Source organism: Nonomuraea sp. LP-02 (genome assembly GCF_036289125.1).
Lineage (GTDB): Bacteria > Actinomycetota > Actinomycetes > Streptosporangiales > Streptosporangiaceae > Nonomuraea > Nonomuraea bangladeshensis.
On sequence record NZ_JAXCLK010000001.1, the window covers coordinates 7,110,580 to 7,134,647 of the forward strand.

At 68.7% G+C, this 24,068-nt stretch carries 16 protein-coding genes; 9 read left to right on the forward strand and 7 right to left on the reverse strand.

The features are described 5' to 3' along the window. Positions 1–35 precede the first annotated feature (35 nt). Complete coding sequence (locus SMD20_RS33440) at positions 36–3,464, forward strand: alginate lyase family protein (RefSeq protein WP_329588989.1); 3,429 nt, start codon at positions 36–38, stop codon at positions 3,462–3,464. Positions 3,465–3,628: 164 nt separating this feature from the next. Continuing rightward, entirely contained in the window at positions 3,629–4,642 is a 1,014-nt protein-coding gene (locus SMD20_RS33445; RefSeq protein ID WP_329588991.1) for a hydroxyacid dehydrogenase, read from the forward strand. Positions 4,643–5,797: 1,155 nt separating this feature from the next. Here the strand turns inward: SMD20_RS33445 and SMD20_RS33450 are convergent. Beyond that, complete coding sequence (locus tag SMD20_RS33450) at positions 5,798–6,391, reverse strand: class I SAM-dependent methyltransferase (protein ID WP_329588993.1); 594 nt, start codon at positions 6,389–6,391, stop codon at positions 5,798–5,800. A 205-nt stretch (positions 6,392–6,596) separates the two neighbouring features. Here SMD20_RS33450 and cutA point away from each other — a divergent pair, with 205 nt between their 5' ends. The 3 genes from cutA to SMD20_RS33465 all read left to right on the forward strand — a co-directional run bounded on the left by cutA (position 6,597) and on the right by SMD20_RS33465 (position 8,623). Next, positions 6,597–6,731 (forward strand): divalent cation tolerance protein CutA, encoded by a 135-nt coding sequence (gene cutA / locus SMD20_RS33455; protein ID WP_329592755.1) that lies wholly within the window; start codon positions 6,597–6,599, stop codon positions 6,729–6,731. Positions 6,732–7,218: 487 nt separating this feature from the next. Then, a complete protein-coding gene (locus SMD20_RS33460; RefSeq protein WP_329588996.1) occupies positions 7,219–8,178 on the forward strand; it encodes a hypothetical protein in 960 nt (319 codons plus the stop codon). A 70-nt stretch (positions 8,179–8,248) separates the two neighbouring features. Beyond that, positions 8,249–8,623, forward strand: a complete 375-nt coding sequence (locus tag SMD20_RS33465; protein WP_329588998.1) for a non-reducing end alpha-L-arabinofuranosidase family hydrolase — start codon at positions 8,249–8,251, stop codon at positions 8,621–8,623. A gap of 151 nt (positions 8,624–8,774) precedes the next feature. Here the strand turns inward: SMD20_RS33465 and SMD20_RS33470 are convergent, their stop codons facing one another. Further along, positions 8,775–9,149, reverse strand: coding sequence for an Imm51 family immunity protein (locus SMD20_RS33470; RefSeq protein WP_329589000.1), 375 nt, complete (start codon positions 9,147–9,149; stop codon positions 8,775–8,777). Between the two features lie 33 nt (positions 9,150–9,182). Continuing rightward, on the reverse strand, positions 9,183–9,596 hold the full coding sequence (locus SMD20_RS33475) for a VOC family protein (protein ID WP_329589002.1): 414 nt from the start codon (positions 9,594–9,596) through the stop codon (positions 9,183–9,185). 695 nt (positions 9,597–10,291) lie between these two features. Here SMD20_RS33475 and SMD20_RS33480 point away from each other — a divergent pair. Then, the gene (locus SMD20_RS33480) at positions 10,292–10,498 is read left to right on the forward strand and encodes a cold-shock protein (RefSeq protein ID WP_020545593.1); all 207 of its coding nucleotides are present in this window, start codon (positions 10,292–10,294) and stop codon (positions 10,496–10,498) included. Between the two features lie 354 nt (positions 10,499–10,852). Beyond that, entirely contained in the window at positions 10,853–12,280 is a 1,428-nt protein-coding gene (locus SMD20_RS33485) for a DEAD/DEAH box helicase (RefSeq protein ID WP_329589007.1), read from the forward strand. 538 nt (positions 12,281–12,818) lie between these two features. Here SMD20_RS33485 and SMD20_RS33490 read toward each other — a convergent pair. The 4 genes from SMD20_RS33490 to SMD20_RS33505 form a co-directional block, all read right to left on the reverse strand. Beyond that, on the reverse strand, positions 12,819–16,061 hold the full coding sequence (locus SMD20_RS33490; protein ID WP_329589009.1) for a type 2 lanthipeptide synthetase LanM family protein: 3,243 nt from the start codon (positions 16,059–16,061) through the stop codon (positions 12,819–12,821). Positions 16,062–16,099: 38 nt separating this feature from the next. Then, positions 16,100–18,256: a peptidase domain-containing ABC transporter gene (locus SMD20_RS33495; RefSeq protein ID WP_329589010.1), complete on the reverse strand. Its 2,157-nt coding sequence runs from the start codon at positions 18,254–18,256 to the stop codon at positions 16,100–16,102. A 107-nt stretch (positions 18,257–18,363) separates the two neighbouring features. Then, positions 18,364–19,203 (reverse strand): ABC transporter permease, encoded by an 840-nt coding sequence (locus tag SMD20_RS33500; RefSeq protein ID WP_329589012.1) that lies wholly within the window; start codon positions 19,201–19,203, stop codon positions 18,364–18,366. Positions 19,204–19,207: 4 nt separating this feature from the next. Beyond that, positions 19,208–20,188 carry an ABC transporter ATP-binding protein gene (locus SMD20_RS33505; RefSeq protein ID WP_329589014.1) on the reverse strand — a complete coding sequence of 327 codons (981 nt, stop codon included), beginning with the start codon at positions 20,186–20,188 and terminating at the stop codon, positions 19,208–19,210. A gap of 281 nt (positions 20,189–20,469) precedes the next feature. Here SMD20_RS33505 and SMD20_RS33510 point away from each other — a divergent pair, with 281 nt between their 5' ends. After that, complete coding sequence (locus SMD20_RS33510) at positions 20,470–23,757, forward strand: type 2 lanthipeptide synthetase LanM family protein (protein ID WP_329589016.1); 3,288 nt, start codon at positions 20,470–20,472, stop codon at positions 23,755–23,757. A gap of 65 nt (positions 23,758–23,822) precedes the next feature. Beyond that, positions 23,823–24,035, forward strand: a complete 213-nt coding sequence (locus SMD20_RS33515; RefSeq protein ID WP_329589018.1) for a mersacidin/lichenicidin family type 2 lantibiotic — start codon at positions 23,823–23,825, stop codon at positions 24,033–24,035. Positions 24,036–24,068 lie beyond the last annotated feature (33 nt).

A 24,068-nucleotide genomic window follows, 5' to 3' on the forward strand; every position in this document is an offset into this window, starting at 1 on the left:
GTTGGTACACGCGTGGCCGGGCCCGTGCGGCGGTCGTGCTGGCTCTGGTGGCGGCGGTTCTGTCGCCGGGCAGTGCCGCCGTCGCCGACATCTCGGACCTCGGTAAGCTGCTCGACCTGACGCGCCCGGGGCTCGGCCCGGTGGCGGCTGAGCTGGCCGCCGGTGATGAGGCGGGCGCCGCGAGCGAGCTCAAGGCCTACTACGCGGGCCGCGCCGACGTCCATTACCCGGCTCCGGCCGAGGGCCTGGGCGGTGGCGACTCGGGCCCCGACGAGCTCGCGGCGGGGATCTTCCGGTTCGGCGCCGAGACCCGCACCTTCTACAACAGCGCCGAGCAGCGGATCGACATCGACTGGCAGGACCTTTGGGGTGGGACGCAGACCACCCCGGGCGGCGCGCAGACTCTGATGAGCGACTTCACGTTCATGCCCAAACTGACATTCGCCTACGTGTCCGAGAGTGACCCGGCGAAGCGTGCGGCGTACGCGGCGGCGTGGATGGACATCTCGCTGGACTTCTTCGCCGACAATCAGAGCTGGCCGCAGGGCCGCAACCTGTCGGCGGCCAAGCGGCTCGCCCAGCTGGTCAGCGCGTTCTCCGTGTTCCGGACCGATCCTGGCCTCGACCCGAGCGATCTCGTGGCGTACCTGTCCGGCGTGCACGCCACGACGGACTTCCTCGCCGGCGTGATGCAGATACATGTCGGAAACAACTGGTACGTGTCGATGGCCCGCTCCGTCCACGCGGCAGCCGTGTTCCTGCCCGAGTTCTCGTCATCGTCCAGCTGGGAGTGGTTCGCGGTGCGCTCGGCCGAGCGGTTCCTGCGCGCGTACTTGAAGGGCGACGGTGTGTACCGCGAGCCGGCGTTCAACTATCAGGCATACGTGGCGGACATGCTCAACTCCGTCATAGCAGTGGCGAATGCCAACGGGCGAACCGTTCCTGATTCGCTCGTCCAGGCGGCGGACTGGATCGCGGATTCGCTGTTCGCGACCCGTCAGCCGAATCTCGAACCCGCGGCGATCGGCGACACGCCGAACGACGACGCGGGTACGTCGGCCATTCGCAGGAGCGGCGTACGCAACTCCTGGCCCGATTTCACCTGGGTCGCCTCCGGCCGAACGGAAGGGACCGCCCCGACGCTGTCGTCCACGGTGTTTCCGATCAGCTTCGCGGTGCAGCGTTCCGGGTGGGACGCCGATGCCCGGTACATGCTGATCAACAACCAGAATTCCAGTTACACCGCCTCGCATCGGCATCCGGACGACCTCAGCCTGGTGATGGCGGCGTACGGGCGTCCGCTGATCGTCGACTCCGGGGTGGGGGACTACAGCGCGACTCAGACGAACAACTGGATGCGCCGTGAAACCGAGGCGCACAACACCATCGAGGTCGACGGAGTCCCGCAGACCGCCGGCGTCCCCCGCACGACGTCGCTGTGGCGCTCGAACGCGGGCCTCGACATCTACCGCGGTGCGGCGATGGGCTACCGGCCGGTAGCGCACGATCGCGCGGTCTACTTCGTCAAGCCCGGCTTCTGGGTGGTCTCCGACGACCTCACCGGTGACACCGCCGCGCACGACTACCGGCAGCTCTGGCACTTCCCCGGTGATCCGGTGACCGTCAATCCCACGACGAAGGTCGCCACGGTCGGGTTCGACACCGTGCCGGGAGCCGCGCCCGTTGCCGGCGTGCGGCTCATCCCGGTGGCGACGGCCGGCGCCGCGGTAACCCCCAGGGTCCACAAGAACGGCGCCGTACGCGTCGGCGAGCAGGTACTCACCAACGTCGACTACCTGTCGTACGACTGGTCCTCCACCGGGCCGACGGGACTGGACACGCTCGTGGTTCCCGGCGAGGCCGGCCCGGCGCCCTCGGTGACGGCGAAGCGCATCGCCATGCCCGGGGTGAGTCACTCCGTGGCGACCGCGATGGAGATCGCCCTGCCGGACGCGACCGGACTCTTCTACCTTTCGCGCGAGGCGACTCCCTCGTCGAGGACGTTCGGGGCCGCCACCACCAACGCCGAGACCGCCTACCTCGAGCGTGCTTCCGGCGGCGGGCTCACCAGGTACGCGCTGACCAGAGGGTCGTCGCTGATCGACCAAGGCAACACCGTCATCAGCGCATCCGCACCGGTGTCCGATGTCAGTGTGGAACTGCGCGGCGCGACCGCCCGGATCTCGCTCGGGGACCCGTTCACCGGCACGCTCTCCATCAACGCGCCGAACGCGAACGCGGTGAAGGTGAACGACACCCCGATCGCGTTCACCCGCGCGGGCAACCTCATCACGGTGTCACTCGAGGAACACTTCGCCCCGACACCCGTGCTCAACGACGAGTTCGACGATGCCGGCCTGGACCGCACCGTCCATGACTTCAACGGATCCTTCGGCGGCTGGACGCCGGTGCAGGGCACCTGGGCGCTCACCGGCGCACAGCCGGACACGCAGCTGGCACAGACCTCGACCGCGGACATGGTGTCGTTCGCGGCGCTGCAGAACGTACCCGATGACGTGGTCATGGCCGCGGACATCGTTCCCGGGGCACGCGGCCAGACGACCGCCCGTACCGGTCTCGCGTTCCGCTACCACGATTCCCGCAACTACTACCGGGCCGAAGTGCTCAACTCCACGTCGGGAGCGACGCTGAAGCTCGTGAAGATCTACGACTCGACGACCACGGTTCTCGCGGAGACCGCACTGCCGAGCGGCGCCAACGCGCCGCACAAGCTGGTCGTATCCGCGATCGGGAGGCATCTGAGCGCCAAGGTCGGCGACACCTCGATCTCCGCGGACGACGGACAGCTGCCGACGGGTGGTGCCGCCGCCTTCACGCATCGGCGGGCCGCGACCTTCGACAACATCGTGATCAGGGAAGGGCTCGATCAGGCCAATTGGCGAGGAATGACAGGGTCCGTGTCCGTCGCCTCGGGCAAGTTGCACCTCACGCCGCCTGCCGGTGGCCGGGCGCACGTACTGGCCGACTCGACACTGCCGACGCGCTTCTCCGAGGCGTGCGACCATGTCGTGGAGACCACGGTCACGATCGACGGATCCGTCGGTAACGCAGGAATCTCGCTGCGAGACACCACGGACGCGTACGGGTATCGGATCCACGTCGGCAAGACGAGCAACGGAACCCAGTACGCGAGCATCATCCGCGAGGCTCACGCGTCGGGTCCCGTCACAGTGGCCACGGCATCCATCAGCAACCCGTTGACAGGTCCCGTGCGACTGGGAGCGGCGATTCAGGGCGACCGCATCACCGTGACGTTGAACGGCGTTCAGGTCCTGAAGGGTCGCGACACCGTGGTCCGCAGCGGCGGCGTCGGGCTTTACGCATCTACGGCGAGTTCGTTCGAGAACGTCACTGTCGCACAGTCCTGCGGGCGGGAGCGCCTCCGGCCGATTGCTCCTGGCGCCGGCCACCGCCTGAACCACAACGACGGTACTGGCGCATAGCGGCAAAGCATGAGGGTTGGTGGGCTGCCGCATGCATGGGCGGCTGTACGGGCGGCCGTATGGGCGGCCCACCAACCCCATCGCCGGCACGGCAAGGCCTTGCCCACTCAGCCCGATCACGAAGGAGCTGTGCGTTGTTCCCACCATCCGGAGCCTCATCACCGGTGGTCACCGACGCGACGCACCGTCCGTCGGCCCTGCTGGTCATGCCGTGCGACCTGGCCGATCACGTATACGGACCGGATGAACGCGCCCGCCTGGACCGCCTGGTCCGCTGGGCCGGCCCGGACGCGACGGCCGAGCAGCTCAGCAGGCGACCGGCGCTACTGGCCGACGTCGAGCTGCTCATCACCGGTTGGGGCGGCCCCCGCCTCGACCGCACTCTGCTTTCCCACGCGACCAGGCTCCGTGCGGTCTTCTACGGCGGTGGATCGGTGCGGCCGATCGTCACCGACGAGTTCTGGACGGCCGGCATCCGGATCGTGTCGGCCGCCGCCGCCAATGCGGTCCCAGTCGCCGAGTTCACGTTCGCGCAGGTGACGCTGGCGCTCAAGCACGCCCACCGCTCCGAACGCGCGGTACGCCGGCTCGCCCGGTTCCCGTCCGAGCCGGCGGCGCCAGGCGCGTTCGGCTCGACGGTCGGCATACTGTCACTCGGCCTGATCGGCCGCCTGGTGGCCCAACGACTGTCCACACTCGACGTTCAAGTGCTTGCCGTCGACCCGTACATAGATGCCGCGAGCGCGGCCGTTCTCGGTGTCGAGCTCGTGGGAATCGAGGAGCTGTTTCGCCGCGCCGACGTGATTTCTGTGCACACGCCGTCTCTGCCAGAGACCTGGGGACTGATCACCGAGGAGCTGCTCGCCTCGATGCGCGAGGGTGCCACGATCATCAACACCGCACGCGGTGCGGTGCTCGACGAGCCCGCGCTGATCCGGGTCCTCCGCCGGCGCCAGGATGTGTTCGCGATCCTCGACGTGACCCATCCCGAGCCACCCGAGCCGAGCTCGCCCCTCTATTCGCTGCCCAACGTGGTGCTCACCCCGCACATCGCCGGCAGTATCGGACTCGAGCGGCGACGCGTCGGTCGGCTGGTGGTCGACGAGGTCGGTCGCTTCGTCGCGGGCCGGCCACTGCTGCATGAGGTCCGCGCCGCCGATGCGGCACTTCGCGCATGACCGTATGCCATCGCTGCCTCCGGGGGTGGGGTCGATGGCCAGCTCGCGGAGGAGTGCGCCGGTGACGGCGTTGATCATGCGGACGTCGAGGTCTTCGATGAGGAGCCTGACGCAGGTTCGGGTGTAGGTTCGGCCGATGCCGATGTGGTGCAGGCGTCCGGCCAGGCGGAGGGTGACGACCCCGGCTTGGTCGATGCGGTCGTGACGTACGCCGGGGGTGGCGCGGTGGGCTAGCGAGCGGTGGGGGCGGCTGTTCTTCTGCCGGATGTGCAGCCGGCGGAGTTCGTGCTCCCGCGCGACGGCCAGGAGCCGGAGATCCTGCCGGCGGATCGGAAGGCCGTACGGGTCGACTGCGACCAGAAGAACCGCTGGTTCCGCCCGCTTCCGCGTATCCTCGCAAGGTTCCGCAGAAGCTCCGCGCTGTCATCTTGTGCTGTCACGCGTCGCCCGCAGGCGATCTCCGTGACGGAGTTTTCCTAGGTGGGAAGCTGGTAGGGCGCCCAGGGCTCGAACCCGGAACCTACGGATCAAGGCTCGGCCGATCACGGTTCCAGACAGTTCAATGGAGGTCTGAGGGCCCGCGCGGTCCATCCTGAACGCACTTGGACAGGTCATCGGCGGCGGCGTCCCAGAAACCCGTGCCTATCGTCTCATCGCTCTGTACCGCTTGAGGAGCGCTGTAATGCTGTCGTAGTCACGCGCGCCGTTCAGCTCGTCCAGTAGATCGTCAGGACATAACTCGTAGAGGTCGCCCCACCAGCGACGCGTCTTGTTGTCCCAGATCCGATAGCCGCCGGGAACGCCTCTGGCGACGTAGCGCCTCCTGCCCATAGTTCGTCACCCTGCAGCCAGGGTGAGGAACGAACTCTGGATCGTCGATCGCCCTCAAGCACCTACGGTGGCCGGCACGCCGTGGCGATCGTAAGGGCTGCGTCTGTGCGGCGGCGTGGCAACCCCGGCCAGAGCACTCGGTCATTGCGATGCCCCAGAGCCGAAGTGCCCCGCCGGGGTCTTTGTTCCTGTGAGGTGCGATGGAGTTTTCAGATTGGGATCAAGGACACTTCAGCTTTACCGCGAGGAAGGATGGGGCTTGGTGAAGCTTGTTGTAGGCGGCTTCGTCGATCTCCCGTAGGCCGTCCGTGGGGCGCGGTTCGATCAGCTGCTCCAGCACGAACCCTGCGGCCAGTAGCTCTTGCCCAGGAAGGTCTCCAATGGCAGGCGCTGGTAGTGGATCGAGAGCTTGGTGTCTCCCAGGGGCAGGTCTCTCCAGTCGTGGCTGAAGTACGAACCTCCGAAGTGACGCCAGTCGGCTGTGGGATGGGTGGTCGATACCAGGAGCCATCCACCTGGTAGCAGGACGCGGCGCAGTTCACCCAGCAGTTGCGCACGGTTCCTGACGTGCTCGTACACGAGGGCGCAGACCACCCCGTCGAACGATGTGTCAGCGGCGAAATCAAGCGGCTCTTCGAGATCATGGAGAAGCAGTTCTGCCTGGCCGTTCACGCGTGCTCGTGCGTGGCGCAACAATGTGGCGCTGCCCTCGATTCCGACCACCTGAGCACCGCGGGCCGAGAGTTCAGCCGCATAGTGGCCTGCCCCACAGCCGACATCCAGGATTCTGGCCCCGGCAACATCGCCCGCGAGTTCAAGCATTGCGGGTCTGTCGGTGTAGGCGTTGTAGGGGCTCGTCTCTGCATGTTTGGCGAAGTGATCGCCGAGTGCGTCGTGGTAAGCGGTCGCCTTGTGCATCGGGACATCATGGCGCGGCCACAAATCCGTCGCCATTGATTTCCAGCTGAGACGGTGGATGGTGTCCCGGGTTCTGGCGTGAGTTCCTCTGCGCGGACCGGCGGTGACGCTGCCTTATGCGGCGGCGCGGCGCTCGGTCGGCGAGTTCGGCAGGTACGGCGCGGTGGCGCTACGGCGATGCCCCGCGCGGCGCGCCGCGCGAGGCGTGGCCGACTACATCGAGGTTCATGTAACCGCTGGTGATCGAGGCGAGGCCGGCAGGATCTGCCGGGTCGTGGGGGAGCGGCGGTTGGCTGCTTGTGCTCAGGTGGTCGGGCCGATCACATCGACGTACCGCTGACCCCGGAACCTACGAACTAAAAGTCGACAGATACGATGCTGGCCCGCGCCGCTATCGAAAATATCCAAGAATGCCGCCCGATGCCATGTCGTATCAGGTGCTGATGAGCATCCAACGAGCAACCGCGGGGCGGATAGTATCCTTTGACCGTTCCTAATTCACATTCGATTTGCCAACTGACGTCCCCGAGCCACTGCCAGATCAACGCCACCGCGCTATCTCCGACCGACAACCAATTGTTGCTGTCGGCGCTCGAGCTTACGACTGAGGGGTAGTCCGCTGGGCTGAGGCTCAAGTTGATCAGACGGATGATCGGGTGATGTGACGGTCGGTTTGCCGGCATGTCGGGCAAGGAATCCAGGGCGGACGTCGTGATGTCCCACCGTAGCCCCGACCTCGCGAGTAAGCGCCGCCGGTGGCGATCGCGGTGATTGCTGTGCGCTCGAGACGGGCCGGTGTCATCATGGACGCCACCTAGGAGGCAGTCGTGGACCCCTACACCGACACCGCCGTCATCTGTGCCCCGCCCGATCACGTTCTGAGCCCGGCGGTCATCGACGAGGTGCTGAGCCGTATCGGCCAGGCCACCGACGCAGTGGCCGCCCAGCACGCCCAGGCCCTGCGGACGGACAGGGATCTGGCCGAAGAGTTCGAGCGACTGGAGCGCCGGCGCGATCCCGTCATGATTGCCCTGGATCCGAGTCTGTCGCTGTGCGGAGTCCGCCGGTTGCTGACCGAAGAGGTCGAGCAGCAACTGGCAAGGACGATGCTGGAGTTCGCCGCCTGGTGGTCCGATGTCGCAGCCTGCGCCGTGATGACCACCCTGACTGGCACCCCATTGACGCTGGCCAGAGTCGCGGCTGTGAGCCCGCGCCAGGAGATACCTGCCGGTGCGCTGGACGGCATCGCCGTGGTGCCCGAATCAGAGCGCCAGCTGGCCGAACTGGCCCTGTTCATGGACATGGACAGGCACCCCGGGATTCCTGCTGTGGGCGGGCAGGAGTTCGCCCAGCGGCTGGGGCTGGAGCCTCGCCATCTCGACAACGGTGAGGTGGTCCTGCACGACGGTGACTGGCCAGAGGCACGGCGGCGCCGTATGTGGGGTGAGGCCTGGCTGAGCCACAACACACCGCTCCTTCCGTCCTGGTGTTTCACGGCCCAGGCGATGGCCACCGCGAGCGTGCCCGAACCCAGCGCGACGGCGATCCTTCAGGCCACTCACGCGGTAGACCTAGCGTTGGCCGCCTCGATCCACAGCCACCTGCTGATGGAGGCCGCCATCGAGATGGATGGCGCCGGTCAGGAACAGCAAGCCGCACAGACTGAAGCCCAGGGAATCGCCTGGATGAAGATCGGCGACGAGATTCCGGCCGTGCTCATCGCCTACGCGCAGACCCTGACCACCCATCTGCCCGCCGTACGCCGGGCCTGCGCACCGGCCTCGTAACCACGGCATCCGCCCAGCCTGTGGGTGCCGAAAATCCTCCGTGGTGATCACGGGCCTTGAGTCTTGGGGCGTGAGGTCTACGCCGCCGCGGCATGATGATCTGTCGTGCGACCCAGCGGATGACGGCCTCGGAGACCTTCGGGTCTCGTTCGTAGTCGCGGGCCAGACGGCGACAAGCGGTAAGACAGGCAAGTCGCTGCGCCTGGACGGCTCGTGGACGCCGAACGCCGCGACCGAGAGCAACCCGTTCGCCGGCAAGGCCAACAGCGGCGCCACCTGGATCAACGACATCAGCCACGGTGACCTGGTCCGCAACAACCCCGACCAGACCAAGACTGTCGACCCCTGCAACCTGCAGCTCCTCTACCAGGGCCGCAGCCCCAGCTCCGGCGGCGACTACGGTCTCCTGCCCTACCGCCCGGGCCTGCCGACCCTGCAGCGCTAAGGCGTGACACAGGTCCCGCCCGTACGTCCTGACGTCTCAACGCCGGGACCGGACGGATCCGAAACGGGCCGGCTCGGCTTCGCGGCGAGCCGGCCTCAGTTTTCCGCAGCTCAGAGCGCCTGCCTTTCAGCGGCTTTCAGCGGCAGGCGAGTCAGTCGTCGAGCTCGAAACCGTTCGCCTCGGCGGCCGCCACGAGCCGCCGCACGCGGTCGGCATCCGTCGCGATGGTCGCCATCAGGATGCCGAGTTCCTCCAGCGCGCCGCGGTCCTTTCCGTACGCGCAGAACATGTCGCCTTCGGGATCGTACGAGAATCGGCCTTCCAGGGCGGGAGCCTCGGTGCCGACGAGCACCTTCGCGACGCCCTCCCAGAAGTATCCGTTCGGCTCATGGCCGAGATCTTCGATCACGTCGTCGACCCGCGTGGTTCCCGCCTCCAGCAACAGTGAGTACTCTCCCGGGGTCGGCTCGATCAGCCTCAATGGATGCACCGGCGCATGCTGCCACTGGTCGATCCCCCGCCGCAAGGGGCTCCAGGCCCGCTGGGGCCGCCGCCGGAGTCACTCGGCGTACGGCTGGTCCTGTCCCTGGGCGCTGTGACCGAGGCTCCAGATGTAGCCGTCCGGGTCGGCGAAGGTGCCGCCGTACCCGCCCCACGGCAGCGCGCCGGCAGGCTTGAGGATCGTGGCACCGGCCTTCTCGGCCTCTGCCATGATCTCGTCGACCCGCGCCTCGCTCCGGACGACGTAGGTGAGGACAAGCCCGCCGAAGCCGCTGCCGTCCCGGCTCGTTCCTACCATGTCGGCCAGGCCGTCACGGCCGTAGAAGCCGACGGGTGAGGCTCCGTCCGACTCGAAGAACACCGAGACGCCGAAGTCGTTCTTGATCTTCCAGCCGAGCCCTTCGGTGTAGAACCGCTTGGCCCTGTCCATGTCACGGACAGCGAGGAGAATCGAGCTGACGTGCGCTTTCATGCCTTGGCTCCCTTGTGCTTCAGAGGTCGTGCTCATGAAGCCCACGCTACGAGGGGTTCCGGGCCCGGCGCTTCTCGATTCGTGACCGGTGTCAGCCGGGTATCGGCGGCCCACCGGTGCCGCCCGGCGGGTGCCGCTCAGCCACCGGCGCCGGCTGGAAGGTTCGTCCGTCCTGGCCGGTGCCGCCCGGTAACGCAGGTGCAGGCGCTACGCGCTTAGCCGATCCTCGACCGGCGAGCGGCCCGCTGCTGCCGAGTACCTCGCCGACCTGCTGGTCTGTTCGGTCGTCAGGAAGGCCGCGCCGGCCGGGACACCTGCGGGGCCCGGAACCGTAAGCCTTTCTCAGCCTGAATGGCGGCCTCTTTGATGAGCTGCAGGACGAGGAGATTGCCTGGCCGATCGGGGTGGCGCGGTGCGGGCAACAGCGCAGTTGAACCTGGGATTTGCAGGTCAAGGCAGCAATGGCGCGCGGATGATGTCGGCGTTGGCGGGGGGATGCGCAGCACGACGGCACATGTGCTAGGTTGGGGTCAGTTGCAGTTGTGGTACCCATAAAGACTTGTGTGCACCTGACGGTATGTAGCCTCAGGTGCATTTTTTGTTCTCCGGTCATCTCCGGGTGTGTGGTCCTATCGCGGCGACGCGGAATCCGTTCGATGCGGATTTCGGCTTTGCACCCATCGAAGGAGATCAACATGGCTTCTGGCACCGTGAAGTGGTTCAACGCGGAAAAGGGCTTCGGCTTCATCGAGCAGGACGGCGGCGGCGCCGACGTCTTTGCGCACTACTCCAACATCGTCGCCAACGGCGGCTACCGCGAGCTGCGCGAGGGCCAGAAGGTGGCCTTCGACGTCACGCAGGGCCAGAAGGGCCCGCAGGCCGAGAACATCGTTCCCGCCTGAGACTGCGCACCACGTAGCCGGGGCCCGCGCCGCAGGGCGCGGTCCCCGGCGCGTTGCTTTTGTGGCATCCATCGTGCCGTGATGACCTCACAACCCGAGAAGCACAGCGTGTCTGTTCTTCCGCCGCACACCGGATGCACCACCGATGGCTCCGGTTCGGGCATAGGCCCGCTCCAGTTCTACGGCGCGGCATCACAGCCGCGTTCTTCCCGGCGAAAGCCGACCATTTCGACGTACGAGCCCAGGCTGTTTCCGCCGGTTCGACTCGTCTTTCTTCGGCTCGTGCCAGCCGTTCTTGTGTCGCTCATCGCGCCGAGGATCGCCTGACACGTGCCGCATCGAGGAAGGTTCTGCATGAACCACGCAACTCGCGCGCACGATCGCAACTCTTCGCCCCGTACGGGCGGCTCCGCCCGAAGCAGGGGCGGCCGATTCAGCTCTCCGGCTCAGGGCCGTTCAGGCGCCTCCAGCCGGTCCGGCAACGGGCGGCGTCCCGCCGCGCTCCAGAGAGAGTTCGCGCTGCCGGTCACCGTAACCCCGGCCCTGCCGGCAGCCGCGACGTTCGCGGAGCTGAGCATGCCGCCCGCACTGCTGAAGGTGCTCACCGGCCTGGGCTTGAACGAACCGTTCCCGATCCAGGCGGCCACGCTGCCGAACTCCCTGGCCGGCCGGGACGTCATGGGGCGGGGGCGCACCGGGTCGGGCAAGACACTCGCCTTCGGCCTGGCCCTGCTCGTCCGCACCTCCGGACAGCGGGCACAATCGCGGCGACCGCTTGCCCTGATCCTCGTCCCCACCAGGGAACTGGCCCAGCAGGTCACCGATGCGCTCACGCCGTACGCCCAAGCACTGAAGCTGCGGCTGGCCACGGTCGTCGGCGGCATGTCGATCAGCCGTCAGGCCCATGCGCTGCGCAACGCTGCCGAGGTCGTCATCGCGACCCCGGGACGGCTCAGGGATCTCATCGAGCGCGGCGACTGCCGCCTGGACCAGGTCGGCATCACCGTGCTGGATGAGGCCGACCAGATGGCCGACATGGGCTTCATGCCGCAGATCACCCACCTGCTCGACCAGGTGCGCCCAGATGGCCAGCGGATGCTGTTCTCCGCCACTTTGGACCGCAACGTCGATCTGCTGGTCCGCCGCTATCTGAGCGACCCGGTGGTCCATTCGGTCGACCCCTCGGCGGGCGCGGTCACCACGATGGAGCACCACGTGCTGCACATCCAGGGTGCCGACAAGCAGGCCACCACTGTGGAGATCGCTGCTCGCGACGGTCGGGTGATCATGTTCCTGGACACCAAGCACGCTGTGGACCGGCTCACCGAACAGCTGCTGAACAGCGGAGTGCGCGCCGCCGCGCTGCACGGAGGCAAGTCCCAGCCCCAGCGCACCCGCACCCTCGCCCAGTTCAAGAGCGGCCATGTCACGGCGCTGGTGGCGACCAACGTCGCGGCCCGCGGCATCCACGTCGACAACCTGGACCTCGTCGTCAACGTCGACCCGCCGAGCGACCACAAGGACTACCTGCACCGCGGCGGCCGCACCGCCCGCGCCGGCGAGTCCGGCAGCGTCGTCACCCTGGTGCTGCCCAATCAGCGCCGTGACATGACCCGCTTGATGGCCGACGCCGGTATCGTCCCGCAGACCAGCGAGGTCCGTTCGGGCGAGGCCGAGCTGAGGCGTATCACGGGCGCCCAGGCTCCCTCAGGCATCCCCGTGACCATCACCGCACCGGTTGCCAGCCGACGGTCGGGACGGAACGGCAGACGATTCCGGTAGCAGCGGATGGGGGCTCGCCCAAGGCCAGGTAGTCAAGGCTTTGGGCTGTTGGCAAGAGTGCTGAAGAGGTCGGCCGGGCGGTGCAGATACCCGGCCCGATCTTGCGGATGAGTTGGCTGCCGGCCCAGCGAGACAGTTGCCGGTACATGGTGTCGAGGGTGACATCGCGGAGGTGGCGGGCGATGTCCCGGGCTGGTCAGGGGCGGCTGGGGTCTTGGTGGAGCAGGGCCAGGACCTGTTGCCTCTGCCCGACCGCGCAGGAAGGTGCGGCTCCAGCGCCGCCCACTGCGCGTCAGTGAGGTCGTGCCGCCTCGCCACCGCTACGCCGGCCCCCCATCACGCCGTGATCTTATGAAACACGGCCCAACCGAGCATGCGTGACGTCCATGGTGCTCGTCGACGTACCCGCCGGACGCCGGGGCGCTCATGGCTTGCGGCCGGACGAATTTGCCGGAAACCCAAGGGAGCCGGGTCGGCCCTGTCGGCGACGGGACCGGCCCGGAGCGGTTCTTCACCGCCGGCTACTTCCCCCGTGGGGTCACCTGGAGGTCCGCGGAGGCTCCAGGAGGAGGACCGAGGGCACGAGGTCGGGGGCGGCGGACCTGACGAGCGCATGGCCGATCCCGGCGAGCCCTGGCATCAGCCCGGGGGTCTCCACGCCCAGAGGCACCCCGCACCGCCAGCCCAGGTGCTCCTTGGCGACGAGCACCTCGGCCATGAGGGCCCGCACGTGTTCCCGCTCCTGTTCCGTCCTGGCCGCCCGGAACAGGAGTTCCAGGTTCCCCAGGTCGCCGTGGCAGATGCTGTGGTTGCCGACGCCGCGGCCGGTTCCCACGCCGTTCCAGGTCGCCTCGACGGCGCGGGCCGCGCGCTCGATGTCCTCCCGCAGGATCTCGTCGGCGCAGTAGCCGCGCAGGTCCTCGCGGGCCAGGCCCACCCCGGTGGCCCCGTGGCACCAAGCCACCATGAAGTCGCCCTGGGCGGTGTCGTCACGCAGGTCCGCCCAGTTGCCGGCGCCGTCGTCGAAAAGCCCCGACTCGAACCGGAGAGCCGACAGCACCAGGGAACGGTACTCGTCGGTCCCCCTGGCCCGATCGAGCCGGGCCAGGGCCACCGCGATGCCCGAGGCTCCGTGGGAGAACCCGGCCAGCGGCTCCGCGCTGACGGAGCTCACCCATCCAGTGCCGCCCCCGCATTCCACGGCGCGCTCCGCCAGCCGGCGCCCCATCTTCTCGGCGATGGCCAGCGCCCCGGAACCGGGCGCGACCGCGTGCAGGGAGAGCAGGGCCAGGATCCCGCCCGCGCACCCGCCGATGACATCCAGCGCCAGGTCGTCATCCACGCGCTCGGCCAGGTACGGGACGACGGAGGCGGCCCGCTCCAGCAGGAGGCCGTCGTTCCACAGGTGCCCCAGGTGGCTGAGAGCGTAGACCGATCCGCCGAGAGCGCCGTAGGCGCCGATGCCGCTCATGGTCACGTGCATGTCGGCGGACTTGCCGAGGTCGTCGAGCTCGTCGACGATCATCGCCGCCGCCTTCGCCGCCACGTCGCGGTAACCGTCGTCACCGGTGACGTGCCCGAGGTACCCGAGGAAGAGGGCGATCCCGCTCAAGCCGTCGAAGAGGCCGATCTGGGCCGGGTTCACCTGCCACACCTGCTCATCGACCAGGTTCAGCCCCAGCCACGCGATGCGCTCGCCCTGCTGGATCGCGGTGCTCACGAGGCGGTCGCCGACGCCGGCGGCCTCGGCCAGCAGCACGTCCCCGGCGGCGGGCCCGGTGGCGGGGGGAAGGGCGTGGGCGTGGTCCTGCCCGGCCGAGGAGCCGTGGGATCCGCTCATGGCGTGCGCGGCGAGTGCCGCGTCGATGAACCAGCTCTGCTGCTCGCGGTGGGCGTGGGACATGCCCTCGATCCGCTCGCGGGAACGGTCGAGGCCGCTGCGGTCGAACATGCCGGCGACGAGCAGGCGTCCGTGGGCGTACAGGTCCCGCGTGCCCGGCCTGGAGTGGAAGATGGGGATGTCGCCCGCTCTGATCTGCGTCACTTCCGAGGCGATCACCGCGTCTCGCTGGGGCAGGTCCGGGTATCCGGACCACAGCGCGTCGAGGAAGTTGTCCCTGTCCAGGGCGTCCTGCTGGTAGTCCGGGTGCCAGCTCTCGGTCAGCAGCGTGTAGTAGAGCTGGGTCGGCCGCAGGATCATCCGGATCTCGTCGTCGGCGAAGGCGGCCAGCGGCCCGTCCTGGCGCAGGAAGTCGGCGCGGTGGTCCTGGAGGATCCGGTACGCGGTCCGGTAGCCGGTCAGGATGTCATCGCGGTACTCGTACGCGTTGGCCTTCTTGTCGCCCACCTGCGGCATGTTCTGGGCCTCGCCCTGCGGGATCCGGACCCTGGTCAGGCTGATCTCGTCGGTGCCGCCGCGATCCCAGCCCATCACCTTTCTCGACGTCAGCTGGGTCGCGATGTCGGTGACCCCGCCGAAGTCGTTCCACACGATCTCGTCGTCCTCCACCCTGAAGCTCGGAGAGGGCAGCAGGCCGACACCGAGCACGGAGGACTGCATGAGCTCGGCCGCGCCCTGGGAACGGCCTCCGAGATCCAGGGGGGCGTCCTTGACCAGCACGTGGAAGAGCGCTTCCAGATCGACCATCACCGGGTGCTCCCCCGACGCGATGATGTTCTCGAAGTGCATGTCCGAGGCCCCGAGCGTGTGCAGGACCAGCAGGAAGGCTCCCAGCCTGGTGTAGAAGCGGCCGAGCGCGGCGTCGTCCGCGCACTTTTGCGTGGGGACGAACTCCACCCAGCCGTACTCGCCTCTGTCCAGCACCCACAGCGTGCGCAGGGCCGGCTCCAACCCCCGGTCGTTGAACCAGCGCAGGACGTCCTGGAAATGCCGTTCCGTGCCCAGCGACCGGGGCTTGTACACGACGTGCTGCCCCCCTTCGAAGGTCAGCCGGGCGACCGAGCGGCCTCCCGCGTGCAGATCGCCCGCACCGAGGCTGATCTCGGCCGGCTGGCCCGTCTCTTCGGCGGAGCCGAGCTTCTCCCGCAGCGCGGGGAGATCGCTTATCAGGCGTTCGGCCAGCTCCAGCCTGGCCCGGGTCCAGTTGCGGAGCAGGAAGACGACGTCATCGGCGAGGACCGGGTAGTCCGCTAGGAAGGCGGCCAGGTTCCGGGGGGCCGACAGGGATTCCATGAACTCGTGATAGCGCTCGTGGGGAGTGTCGCGCTTCAGGCGGCCCTCGAGGCGGGCGATGTTGATCTCCAGCGCCACCGCGCGGCCGGCCAGCATGTCCAGGGTTTCCAGCGGCGGTTCCGCCAGGCGGTCGGCCAGCGGGCCGGTGTCGATCCCGGAGTCCGCCGGGTCCAGTGCCGTGATCGCGGCGCGCAGCTCCGCGGCGGCCTTGTGGAACAGCGGCCTGAGCACCGAACTGAATCGAAGGCCCGCGTTGTCCTTCTGCTCCGGATCGACCGGTCGCTCCAGGGCGTCCCGGAGGTACTCCACGTAGCCGGGGACGGTGGGCAGTCGCCGGCGCACGCCCTCCGCCGTCTCACCCAGGACGGCCACCAGGCCCGCCCTGTCGGTGCCCTTGCGCTCGATGTAGTCGGCGAGGTGTCCCTCGTCGCGCAGGAAACTCAGCCTCTCCTGGCGCCAGAGGTCCAGGCGGGCCCTGCCGATCGACAGGTCCGTCTCCTGAGGGCCTTCTTCCGCCCTCAGCCTGTCGGCCAGGGAGTGAGCCAGGAACCACTGGGGGTGGGTCGCGTCGAACACGAAGTCAGTCACAGGCTTTTCTCCGCTCGGTGTTGCGAAAGGGATTTGCGTCAGATCGTGGTGGTGGTCATCGGAGCCGCCCCCGTGAGCGCGCGGTAGGTTCCGCCGAGCGCCATCAGTTCCTCATGGGTCCCGTGCTCGACGACACGGCCTCGGTCGAGGACGACGATGAGGTCCGCGTCCCGCACCGCGCTCATGCGGTGGGCGATGACCACGCGGGTGCACTGCATCTCCGCGAGTGCCCGGTCCAGCCGCGCCTCGGTCATGGTGTCGAGATGGCTGGTGGCCTCGTCGAGGACGACCAGGGGCGGCTCGCCCAGCAGCGCCCGGGCGATCGTCAGCCGCTGCAGCTGGCCGCCGGAGAACCACGCGCCCTCCTCCGACAGCGGGGTGTCGTATCCGAGGGGCATGGCGGCGATCTCGTCGTGGAGCTGGGCGCGGCGGGCGGCGCGCTCGATCTCGTCCTGAGGGACACCGGGACGCCCCATGGCGATGTTGCTGCGCACGGTGCCGGTGAAGAGCCTCGGCTCCTGCGGGACGAAGCCGAACCCGCCGCGGAACACGGCCGGGTCGACGGAGTCCAGGCGATGGCCGTCGATGAGGACGCTGCCCACCGTCGGCGCGTGCAGGCCGAGGATCAATTTGGCGAGGGTGCTCTTTCCCGAGCCCGTGGCGCCGACGAGGCCGATCTTGCTCCCCGGGCGGAGACGGAGGTCGACGTCGCGCAGGCTCCAGTCGCTGTTGTCCGAGTAGCGGAAGGAGACCCCTTGCAGCTGCGCGCCCCCCGCTACGGGAGTGACCGCCGCGAGCGACCCGGACGGCCGCTCGGTGGGTTCACGGAGCACGGCCTCGGCCTGGCCGAGGTAGTGAGAGGCCACGGGAAGCTTGCGCGCCTGGGCGGCGATCCGCGCGGCCGTCTCCAGCGAGAACAGGGCCGCGGCCCCGAACAGGACCGCCGTCTCCGGGTTCCCTCCTGGAGCGATCACCGCCTCCAGGACGACAAGGGCGAGGGCCGCGAGGCCGCCCGCCCGCAGGAACCCCACGCAGGCATCGACATGCGTCTCAAGGAGAAGATGGCGGCGGGCGCTCGACTCCTGCCTGGTCACGGGGGCGGTCAGCGCGTTCAGCAGGTCCCTCTCCCGCCCCATGCCCTTGACGGTCTCGATCCCCCGGAAGGCGTGCAGAATGGCGGAGTAGGTTTCCGCCTGTCCCGCCGTCGCCCACTGTGACGCCTCGCGGACCGGCCGGGCGGCGTACGCCAGCAGGACCGCGCCGAGCGAGACCGCCACCAGGACGGGGGCGGCGAAGGCCGGTGCGGCGACGGTGAGCGCCACCAGGTAGCAGGAGGCGATCGCGCCGTCCAGGACCAGGGCCGGCAAGGGGTGCGCCAGGATCTGCCGCAGCGCCACCCCAGCCGACACGCGACCCGAGAGCTCCGCGGCGGAATTGGCTTCGAAGTAGCGGAAGGGCAGGTGCAGGAGGTGCTCGAACAGCCGCTCCGACAGCCGTGACTGCATCCTCAGCGTCATCAAGGTCAGGCCGCGCCGGCGGGCGAGGGCGCAGAGCAGGGCGACGATCGCCCACGCCGCGGCCTGGAGCGCGAGGGCCGGATCCGCCGCACTGGCCACGCGCTGCCGGACGAAGGCGCTCACCGCCAGCACCACGCCGACGAGCGCGCCGTGCAGGAGGAGGGTGAGCAGGACGGCTACGGCCAGGGAAAGAGTGCCGCCGGTCAAGGCGGTGCGGATGACCCGGAGCCGGTCGCCCACGTGGGGTCTGCGGGTCCGGAACCCGGGGCCCGGCACCATCTCCAGGACGACGCCGGACAGCCCGCGGTCGGCTTCCTCCCAGGTGAGGCGCCGGCGCCCGGCACCCGGATCGACCACGTGCACCCGGTCGCGGGTCACCTGCTCGATCACCATGTAATGGGCGTCGCCCCAGTGCCCGACGGCGGGCAGCGCCACCTCGCGGAGGTGCTCCACCTTCACCCGCAGGCCCCGCACGCGCATCCCCAGTCCGCGTGCGGCAACGCCGATGGCCCGCAGGTTCGAGCCGTCCCGCCCGACGCCCAGGAGCTCACGGCACTCGGTGAGCGACGTGTGCCTGCCGTGCGCGGTCAGGACCATAGCCAGGCAGGCGGCACCGCATTCCGCCATGCCGGCCTGCCGTACGGTCCGCACCCTCGCCGGCCTCGTCCGTGGTGCCATGTCCTGCCTCATTCCGTCAGGTGCCCGGGTGGACACCTCCGGACCTTACGCAGGGGTCATAGGCATGGAATGGCACGAAGGTGGACTGCCGATGGCAGACCTGGACGTCACGTCCGGTGTGCCGTCCAGGGGACGGACCGGATCAGGTAGATGAAGACACCCACCCAGGCCAGGGACACGCCCAGGGCAGGCAGGGCGGACGTCCAGAGTTCCGCGCGCTCCAGCGGGGCCACCCCCGTGATCCGGCCGCCGAAGAAGTCGGCTCCGAAGTAGGCGGAGCGGAACAGGTCCACGAGAGGCGCGAGAGGGCTGAACCAGACCAGCTGGGACCACCGGTCCGACATGTACTCCAGCGGCACCGAGGCTCCGCTCCCGAGGATCAGGAGGATCAGGGGAATGAGGCTGATCACCTGAACCGTCTCGGCCGTCCGCGCAAAGCGGCTGATCCAGATCCCGAACAGGGACATGGACACCGCCGACAGGACGACCGCGCACAGGAGCAGCACCGGTGCGGCCGGGAACTGACCGGCCGCCACGATCCCGAAGGTGCACAGGGCGGCCGTCACCACGAGGACGAACGCCAGCGTGGGGGCGCAGACGGCCGTGATCATGGTGGAGACGCGGCCCCCGGCGACGCGCAGGCGCTTGAGGATGTGCTGTTCACGGCGGACCGTGAAGACGGCGGAGACGTGCATGAGTCCGATGGCCGCCGCGAGGACGGGCATCATGGTGAACAGGCTCGCCGCCCCGGGGTCCACGTGCGCACCCGAATTCGTGTAAATACCCTGGGAGCTGATGGACATGAAGAACAGGATGACGGGCAGGCCGGTTAAGTAGAACAGGGTGATCCGGGCCCGCCTGAGCTGGGTGAACTCGGCCCTGGACAGATGCAGGACCTGCTTCCACCACTTCTGCTCACGGTCGTCCCGCTCTTTGACGGCGGACACGCGCTCACCGGCCACTGCTCTGCCCTTCGTTCGCGATCTCCAGGAACACGTCCTCCAGGGACGCGCTGCGCACACGAAGGTTCAGCAGACGCGCGTCCCTCTCCTCCGCCCAGTTCATCAGTTGCCCGCACACCACGTGGGCCCATTCCCGGCGCGGTGCGGCGATCTCTCCCTCGTCCCCGCCGCCACGGACCGTGTAGACCACCCTGGTGTCCCCCCGGTACCGGGTGACCTCCCATGAGGTGCCCTTCACCTGGGGGAGCGCGGCCGGCTCGACGCCTTCGGGCAGGATGAACTCGATGTGGTCGCCCCATTGGGACAGGACCTCTTCCACGGTCCCCTCGACCCGGGTCCGGCCGGCGTGCATGATCGCCAGACGGTCGGAGAGCCGCTCGGCCTCCTCCAGGTAGTGGGTGGTGAGCAGGATGGTCGTGCCCTCCTTCCTGACGTCGGAGAGCACCTGCCACACGTGCTGCCTGCCCTCGGCGTCCATGCCCGTGGTCGGCTCGTCCAGGAACAGCACCCGGGGCCGGGTCACCAGGGCCAGCGCCAGGTCCAGCCGCCGTTTCTCGCCGCCGGACAGGGCACGTACCTGCACGTCCGTGCGGTGGGACAGGCCGACCTTCTTCAGCACCTCGTCCCGGTCCCGCGGGCGGGCGCACAGACCGCGGGCCAGGTTCAAGGTCTCGCCGACCTTGAGTTCGGGGAAGGTGCCGCTGTGCTGGAGTACGGCGTTGGTCTGCGCGCGCAGGCGCGGGGGGCGGCCGTAGGGATCGACGCCGAGCACCGAGACGGTTCCGCGGGCGGGCCGGATGAACCCTTCGAGGGTCTCGATGGTCGTGGTCTTGCCCGCCCCGTTGGTGCCGAGCAGGGAGAACAGTTCGCCGGCCCGCACCTGGAAAGAAAGACCGGAAACTGCTTGAAAAGCTCCGTACAGACAGACGAGGTTCGCTACCTCAATAGCATTGGATTTGAATTCGTCCACCTAGCCATACCTCCAGGATAAATCGTGACCCGAGGAATACAGATGTAATCATAAAGCGACATCTCGATCATACCCAAGCCGCTGCTGACGTACTACCTCTCGGCATCGGGAGTCCGCGAAGAATGGAATTCGCGGCCCTGTCGCCGCCTTAACGACCGATTCCATCGAAATTCCATTCGGGCAATGACGGGGATTCCAACGCACCGGCCTACGGTTCCGGCAAGTGTTCATCGCCCGCCGGTGAACCGGACGATGTGCGGCGAAGGAAGGTCAGGTCGAACATGAGCCATCAGGAGCTGGAAGCCCGGTCCGAGCCCTCTCCTGGGGAGACCGGCTGGTGGTCCGCCCTGACTCTCCGGGAGAGGGCCCGCGCGACCCCCGCGGCGAGGTCTTCGGCCGGCACGGACGGACTGTCCGAGCGCGCGCTGATCGCGTACAAGAAGTGGTGCGCCCAGCCGCCCTTCAATGACGACAGGGAGTTGCTCGACGAGCGCCTGGACGCGCTCGGCCTGACCGCCGACGACCTGCCCGGGCTCCTCGAGGAGAGCCCGCGGGAACTGGCCGCCAGGATCGGACGGGCACCGGCCTGGCAGGTGGAGCTGGACGCGGCGTACGCTCCGCACTCCTCCTGGGACGGCCCGGCGGAAGGCTTCCTCGCGCTGGTCCACCCCCTTGTGGAGCGGGGCGCCGCGCGCCTCCGGCGGGAGATTGCGAACCTGGCCGCGGAGTTCCCGCTCGGGATCGACGCGGAATCCGTCGAGAAGAGCCTGAAGATCCCGCTGTACAGGGAGCTGAACCAGCTCGTCGGGCGCACCGCCGTACTCGAGCTGAACGTCGCCCGACTGGAGGGGACGCTCACCGCCGAGACCGCGCAAGCCCGTTTCGAGGAGTTCGCCCGATCCCTCGGTGATCTCGAACGCGCGTGCCGCCTGCTGACCGAGTATCCGGTGCTCGCCCGCCTCATCACCGAGCGGGTGGACCAGTGGGCCGGGCACAGCCTGTCCCTGCTGACGGACCTGGTCCAGGACTGGGCCGACATCCGCCGGCGCATGCCGGTGCCGGCGGGCACCTCCGCTCTGACCGAGGTCCTGCCAGGGCTGGGCGACCGGCACGGAGGCGGGCGCAGCGTCAGCCTGCTGCGTTTCGACTCCGGATTCCGGCTCGTCTACAAACCCCGGTCCCTGTCCGTGGACGCCAACTTCCAGCACCTGCTGGAGTGGGTCGGCCGGCACGATGAGGTGCCCGGCCTCCGGACGCTGAGCATGGTGGACGCGGGCGACCACGGGTGGATGGAGTTCGTCGAGAGCCGGCCTTGTGAGTCGGCGGACGAAGTACGGGACTTCTACCGGCGCCAGGGCACGCTCCTGTGCCTGCTCCACGTTCTGCACGCGGTGGACGTCCACTTCGAGAACATCATCGCCGCCGGGCCCCATCCGGTTCTGGTGGATCTGGAGACGCTCTTCCACCCCAACCACTGGACGATCGGCACCCAGGGGGCCGCGCCGGCGAACACGGCGATCGGTGAATCGGTCATGGAGACCGGCCTCCTCCCTCGGCGCAAGTACTTCGCCGGTGACGACGAGGACGCCGGGACCGAGACCAGCGGGCTGGGCGGGCCCATGGGCCAGCGGACCCCGTACGCCGTGCCGTACTGGGTGCGGCAGGGTTCCGACGAGATGCGCCTGGAGCGGGGCCGGCAGACCATCATCGACGTCGGCGCGAACCGGCCCACACTCCGCGGCGCGGAGGTGGACGCCGCCGCCCACATGGAGGAGGTCATCGAAGGGTTCACTGCGGCCTACCGGCTCCTCGCCGCGGCGCGGGAGGAGCTCCTGGCGCCGGGAGGACCGATCGAGCGGTTCAAGAACGACAGGGTCCGCCTCATCCTGCGACCCACGGCGACCTACGCCCTGAGCCTGGTCGAGAGCTACCACCCGGACGTGCTGCGCGACGCTCTGGACCGCGACCGGCTCTTCGACCACCTGTGGACCCCGAGACAGCGCAACTCCGTTCGTGCCGCGGTGTGCTCCGCCGAGCACCGCGACCTGACGCGCGACGACATCCCCCTGTTCACCATGTCCCCTTCCACCAGGCACGTCTGGGACTCGGACGGCATCATCTTCCGCGATCTCCTGGACCGCCCGGTGATGGCCTCCGTGCACGACCGCGTCCGCGCGATGGGCGAGGACGATCTGGCCCGCCAGGTCTGGTTCATCCGCGCCTCGTTCACGGCCCTGTCCGCCGAACCTGAGCCGACCTCGCCGCACAGGCGGCTGAGCCCGGCCGGGCGCCCCGCCACCAGGCAGGAGCTGCTCTCCGCCGCCGTTGCCGTCGGTGACCGGCTGGCGGAACTCTCCCTGAGGACGCAGGACGCGGTGGACTGGGTCAGCCTCAACCTCGTCAACCAGCGGTCCTGGGCACTCGGCCCCGCCGGGAACGACTTGTACTTCGGCCAGTGGGGCATCGCCCTCGCCCTGGGATACCTGGGAGCCGTGACCGGAGAACCAGGCCATACCGCGCTGGCGCGGCGCGTGGTGGAGCACGTCCTGCGTCACCTCACCGGGGAAACCGGCCACGACCACCACGGTCACGGTTCGACGCTGCAGGAGAACCTCGGCGCCTTCCACAGCGGTCCCGGCGCGGTCTACACGCTCACCCATCTCGGGGCGCTGTGGGACGATCCATCGCTGACCGACCGGGCCCTGGAGACGGCGGGGATCCTGGCCCGCGGTATCGGCGCCGACACCCGCTATGACATCCTCAGCGGAACCGCTGGCCTCCTTTGCGTGCTTCTCGGGCTGTACGAGCGGACGAAGGACGAGAACGTCCTGAGGTACGCCCTCGACTGCGGCGACCATCTGCTCAAGCATGCCACGCCGATGGAGCGGGGTCTCGCCTGGTTCACGCCCCGGTTCGGCAGCACCCCGCTGGCCGGCTTCTCGCACGGCGCCGGCGGAGTGGCCCACGCCCTGATCCGCCTCTACTCGATCACCGGGGTCGCGGCCTATGCCCGCGCGGCGGAGCAGGCCATGGCCTACGAGCGCAGCCTCTTCTCGCCCGCCGTCGGCAACTGGCCCGACCTGCGCGAACAACAGCAGCCGCAGGCCGTGACCCAGCGTGGGGAGCTGCCGTACATGACCGCCTGGTGCCACGGAGCCCCCGGAGTGGGGCTCGCCCGGGCGACGGCGCTGCGCGCGCACCTGTTCGAGGAGACCGCACGCGACGAGCTGGAGATCGCGGTGCGGACCACCCTGGGCCAGAAACTGGTGCGCGACGACTCCCTCTGCCATGGCTCCCTCGGCAATCTCGACTTTCTCAGCACCGCCGCCTCCGTCCTCGACCGCGCCGAACTGCGAGAACAGGTCCTCGACCTCGCCTCGGGCCTGCTCGGCGAAGCGGCCGGGCGCGGATGGAAGTGCGGCTCACCCGGCGCCGTGGAGACGCCGGGCCTCATGACCGGGCTCGCGGGCATCTGCCACGGCCTCCTGCGGCTGGTCGAACCCGACCTCGTGCCATCCGTGCTCACGCTCGCCCCGCCGACGGCGGCCGAGCACCGGCCGGCCGGCTGACCCCGGGCCCCACCATGTGGGACGGGCTCCCGTCCCGCTGTCACCCATGAAAGGAAGTAGAGGAAATGACGAACACCAACATCATCCGCGCCTGGAAGGACCCGAACTACCGTGCGACGCTCACCGACGCGCCGCTGCACCCGTCCGGCATCATCGAACTGCCCGACGACATGTTGATGCAGTCCGGCGGCATCGAGAGCGAGACCCTGTGGTCGTTCGGCTGCTGCGACTCCGTCACCATGGACCCCGTCAGCGGGGCCTGCGTCTGGTACTGCTGACCCCGGCCGCAGGGCCCTCACCGCACCGATCGG

What these genes read in the sequence shown, in the direction of transcription:
- SMD20_RS33450 (WP_329588993.1), bottom strand. Translation starts at nt 6,391, where the DNA reads ATGCACAAGGCGACCGCTTACCACGACGCACTCGGCGATCACTTCGCC.
- SMD20_RS33475 (WP_329589002.1), bottom strand. Translation starts at nt 9,596, where the DNA reads ATGAAAGCGCACGTCAGCTCGATTCTCCTCGCTGTCCGTGACATGGAC.
- SMD20_RS33480 (WP_020545593.1), top strand. Translation starts at nt 10,292, where the DNA reads ATGGCTTCTGGCACCGTGAAGTGGTTCAACGCGGAAAAGGGCTTCGGC.
- SMD20_RS33485 (WP_329589007.1), top strand. Translation starts at nt 10,853, where the DNA reads ATGAACCACGCAACTCGCGCGCACGATCGCAACTCTTCGCCCCGTACG.
- SMD20_RS33495 (WP_329589010.1), bottom strand. Translation starts at nt 18,256, where the DNA reads ATGGCACCACGGACGAGGCCGGCGAGGGTGCGGACCGTACGGCAGGCC.
- SMD20_RS33510 (WP_329589016.1), top strand. Translation starts at nt 20,470, where the DNA reads ATGAGCCATCAGGAGCTGGAAGCCCGGTCCGAGCCCTCTCCTGGGGAG.
- SMD20_RS33515 (WP_329589018.1), top strand. Translation starts at nt 23,823, where the DNA reads ATGACGAACACCAACATCATCCGCGCCTGGAAGGACCCGAACTACCGT.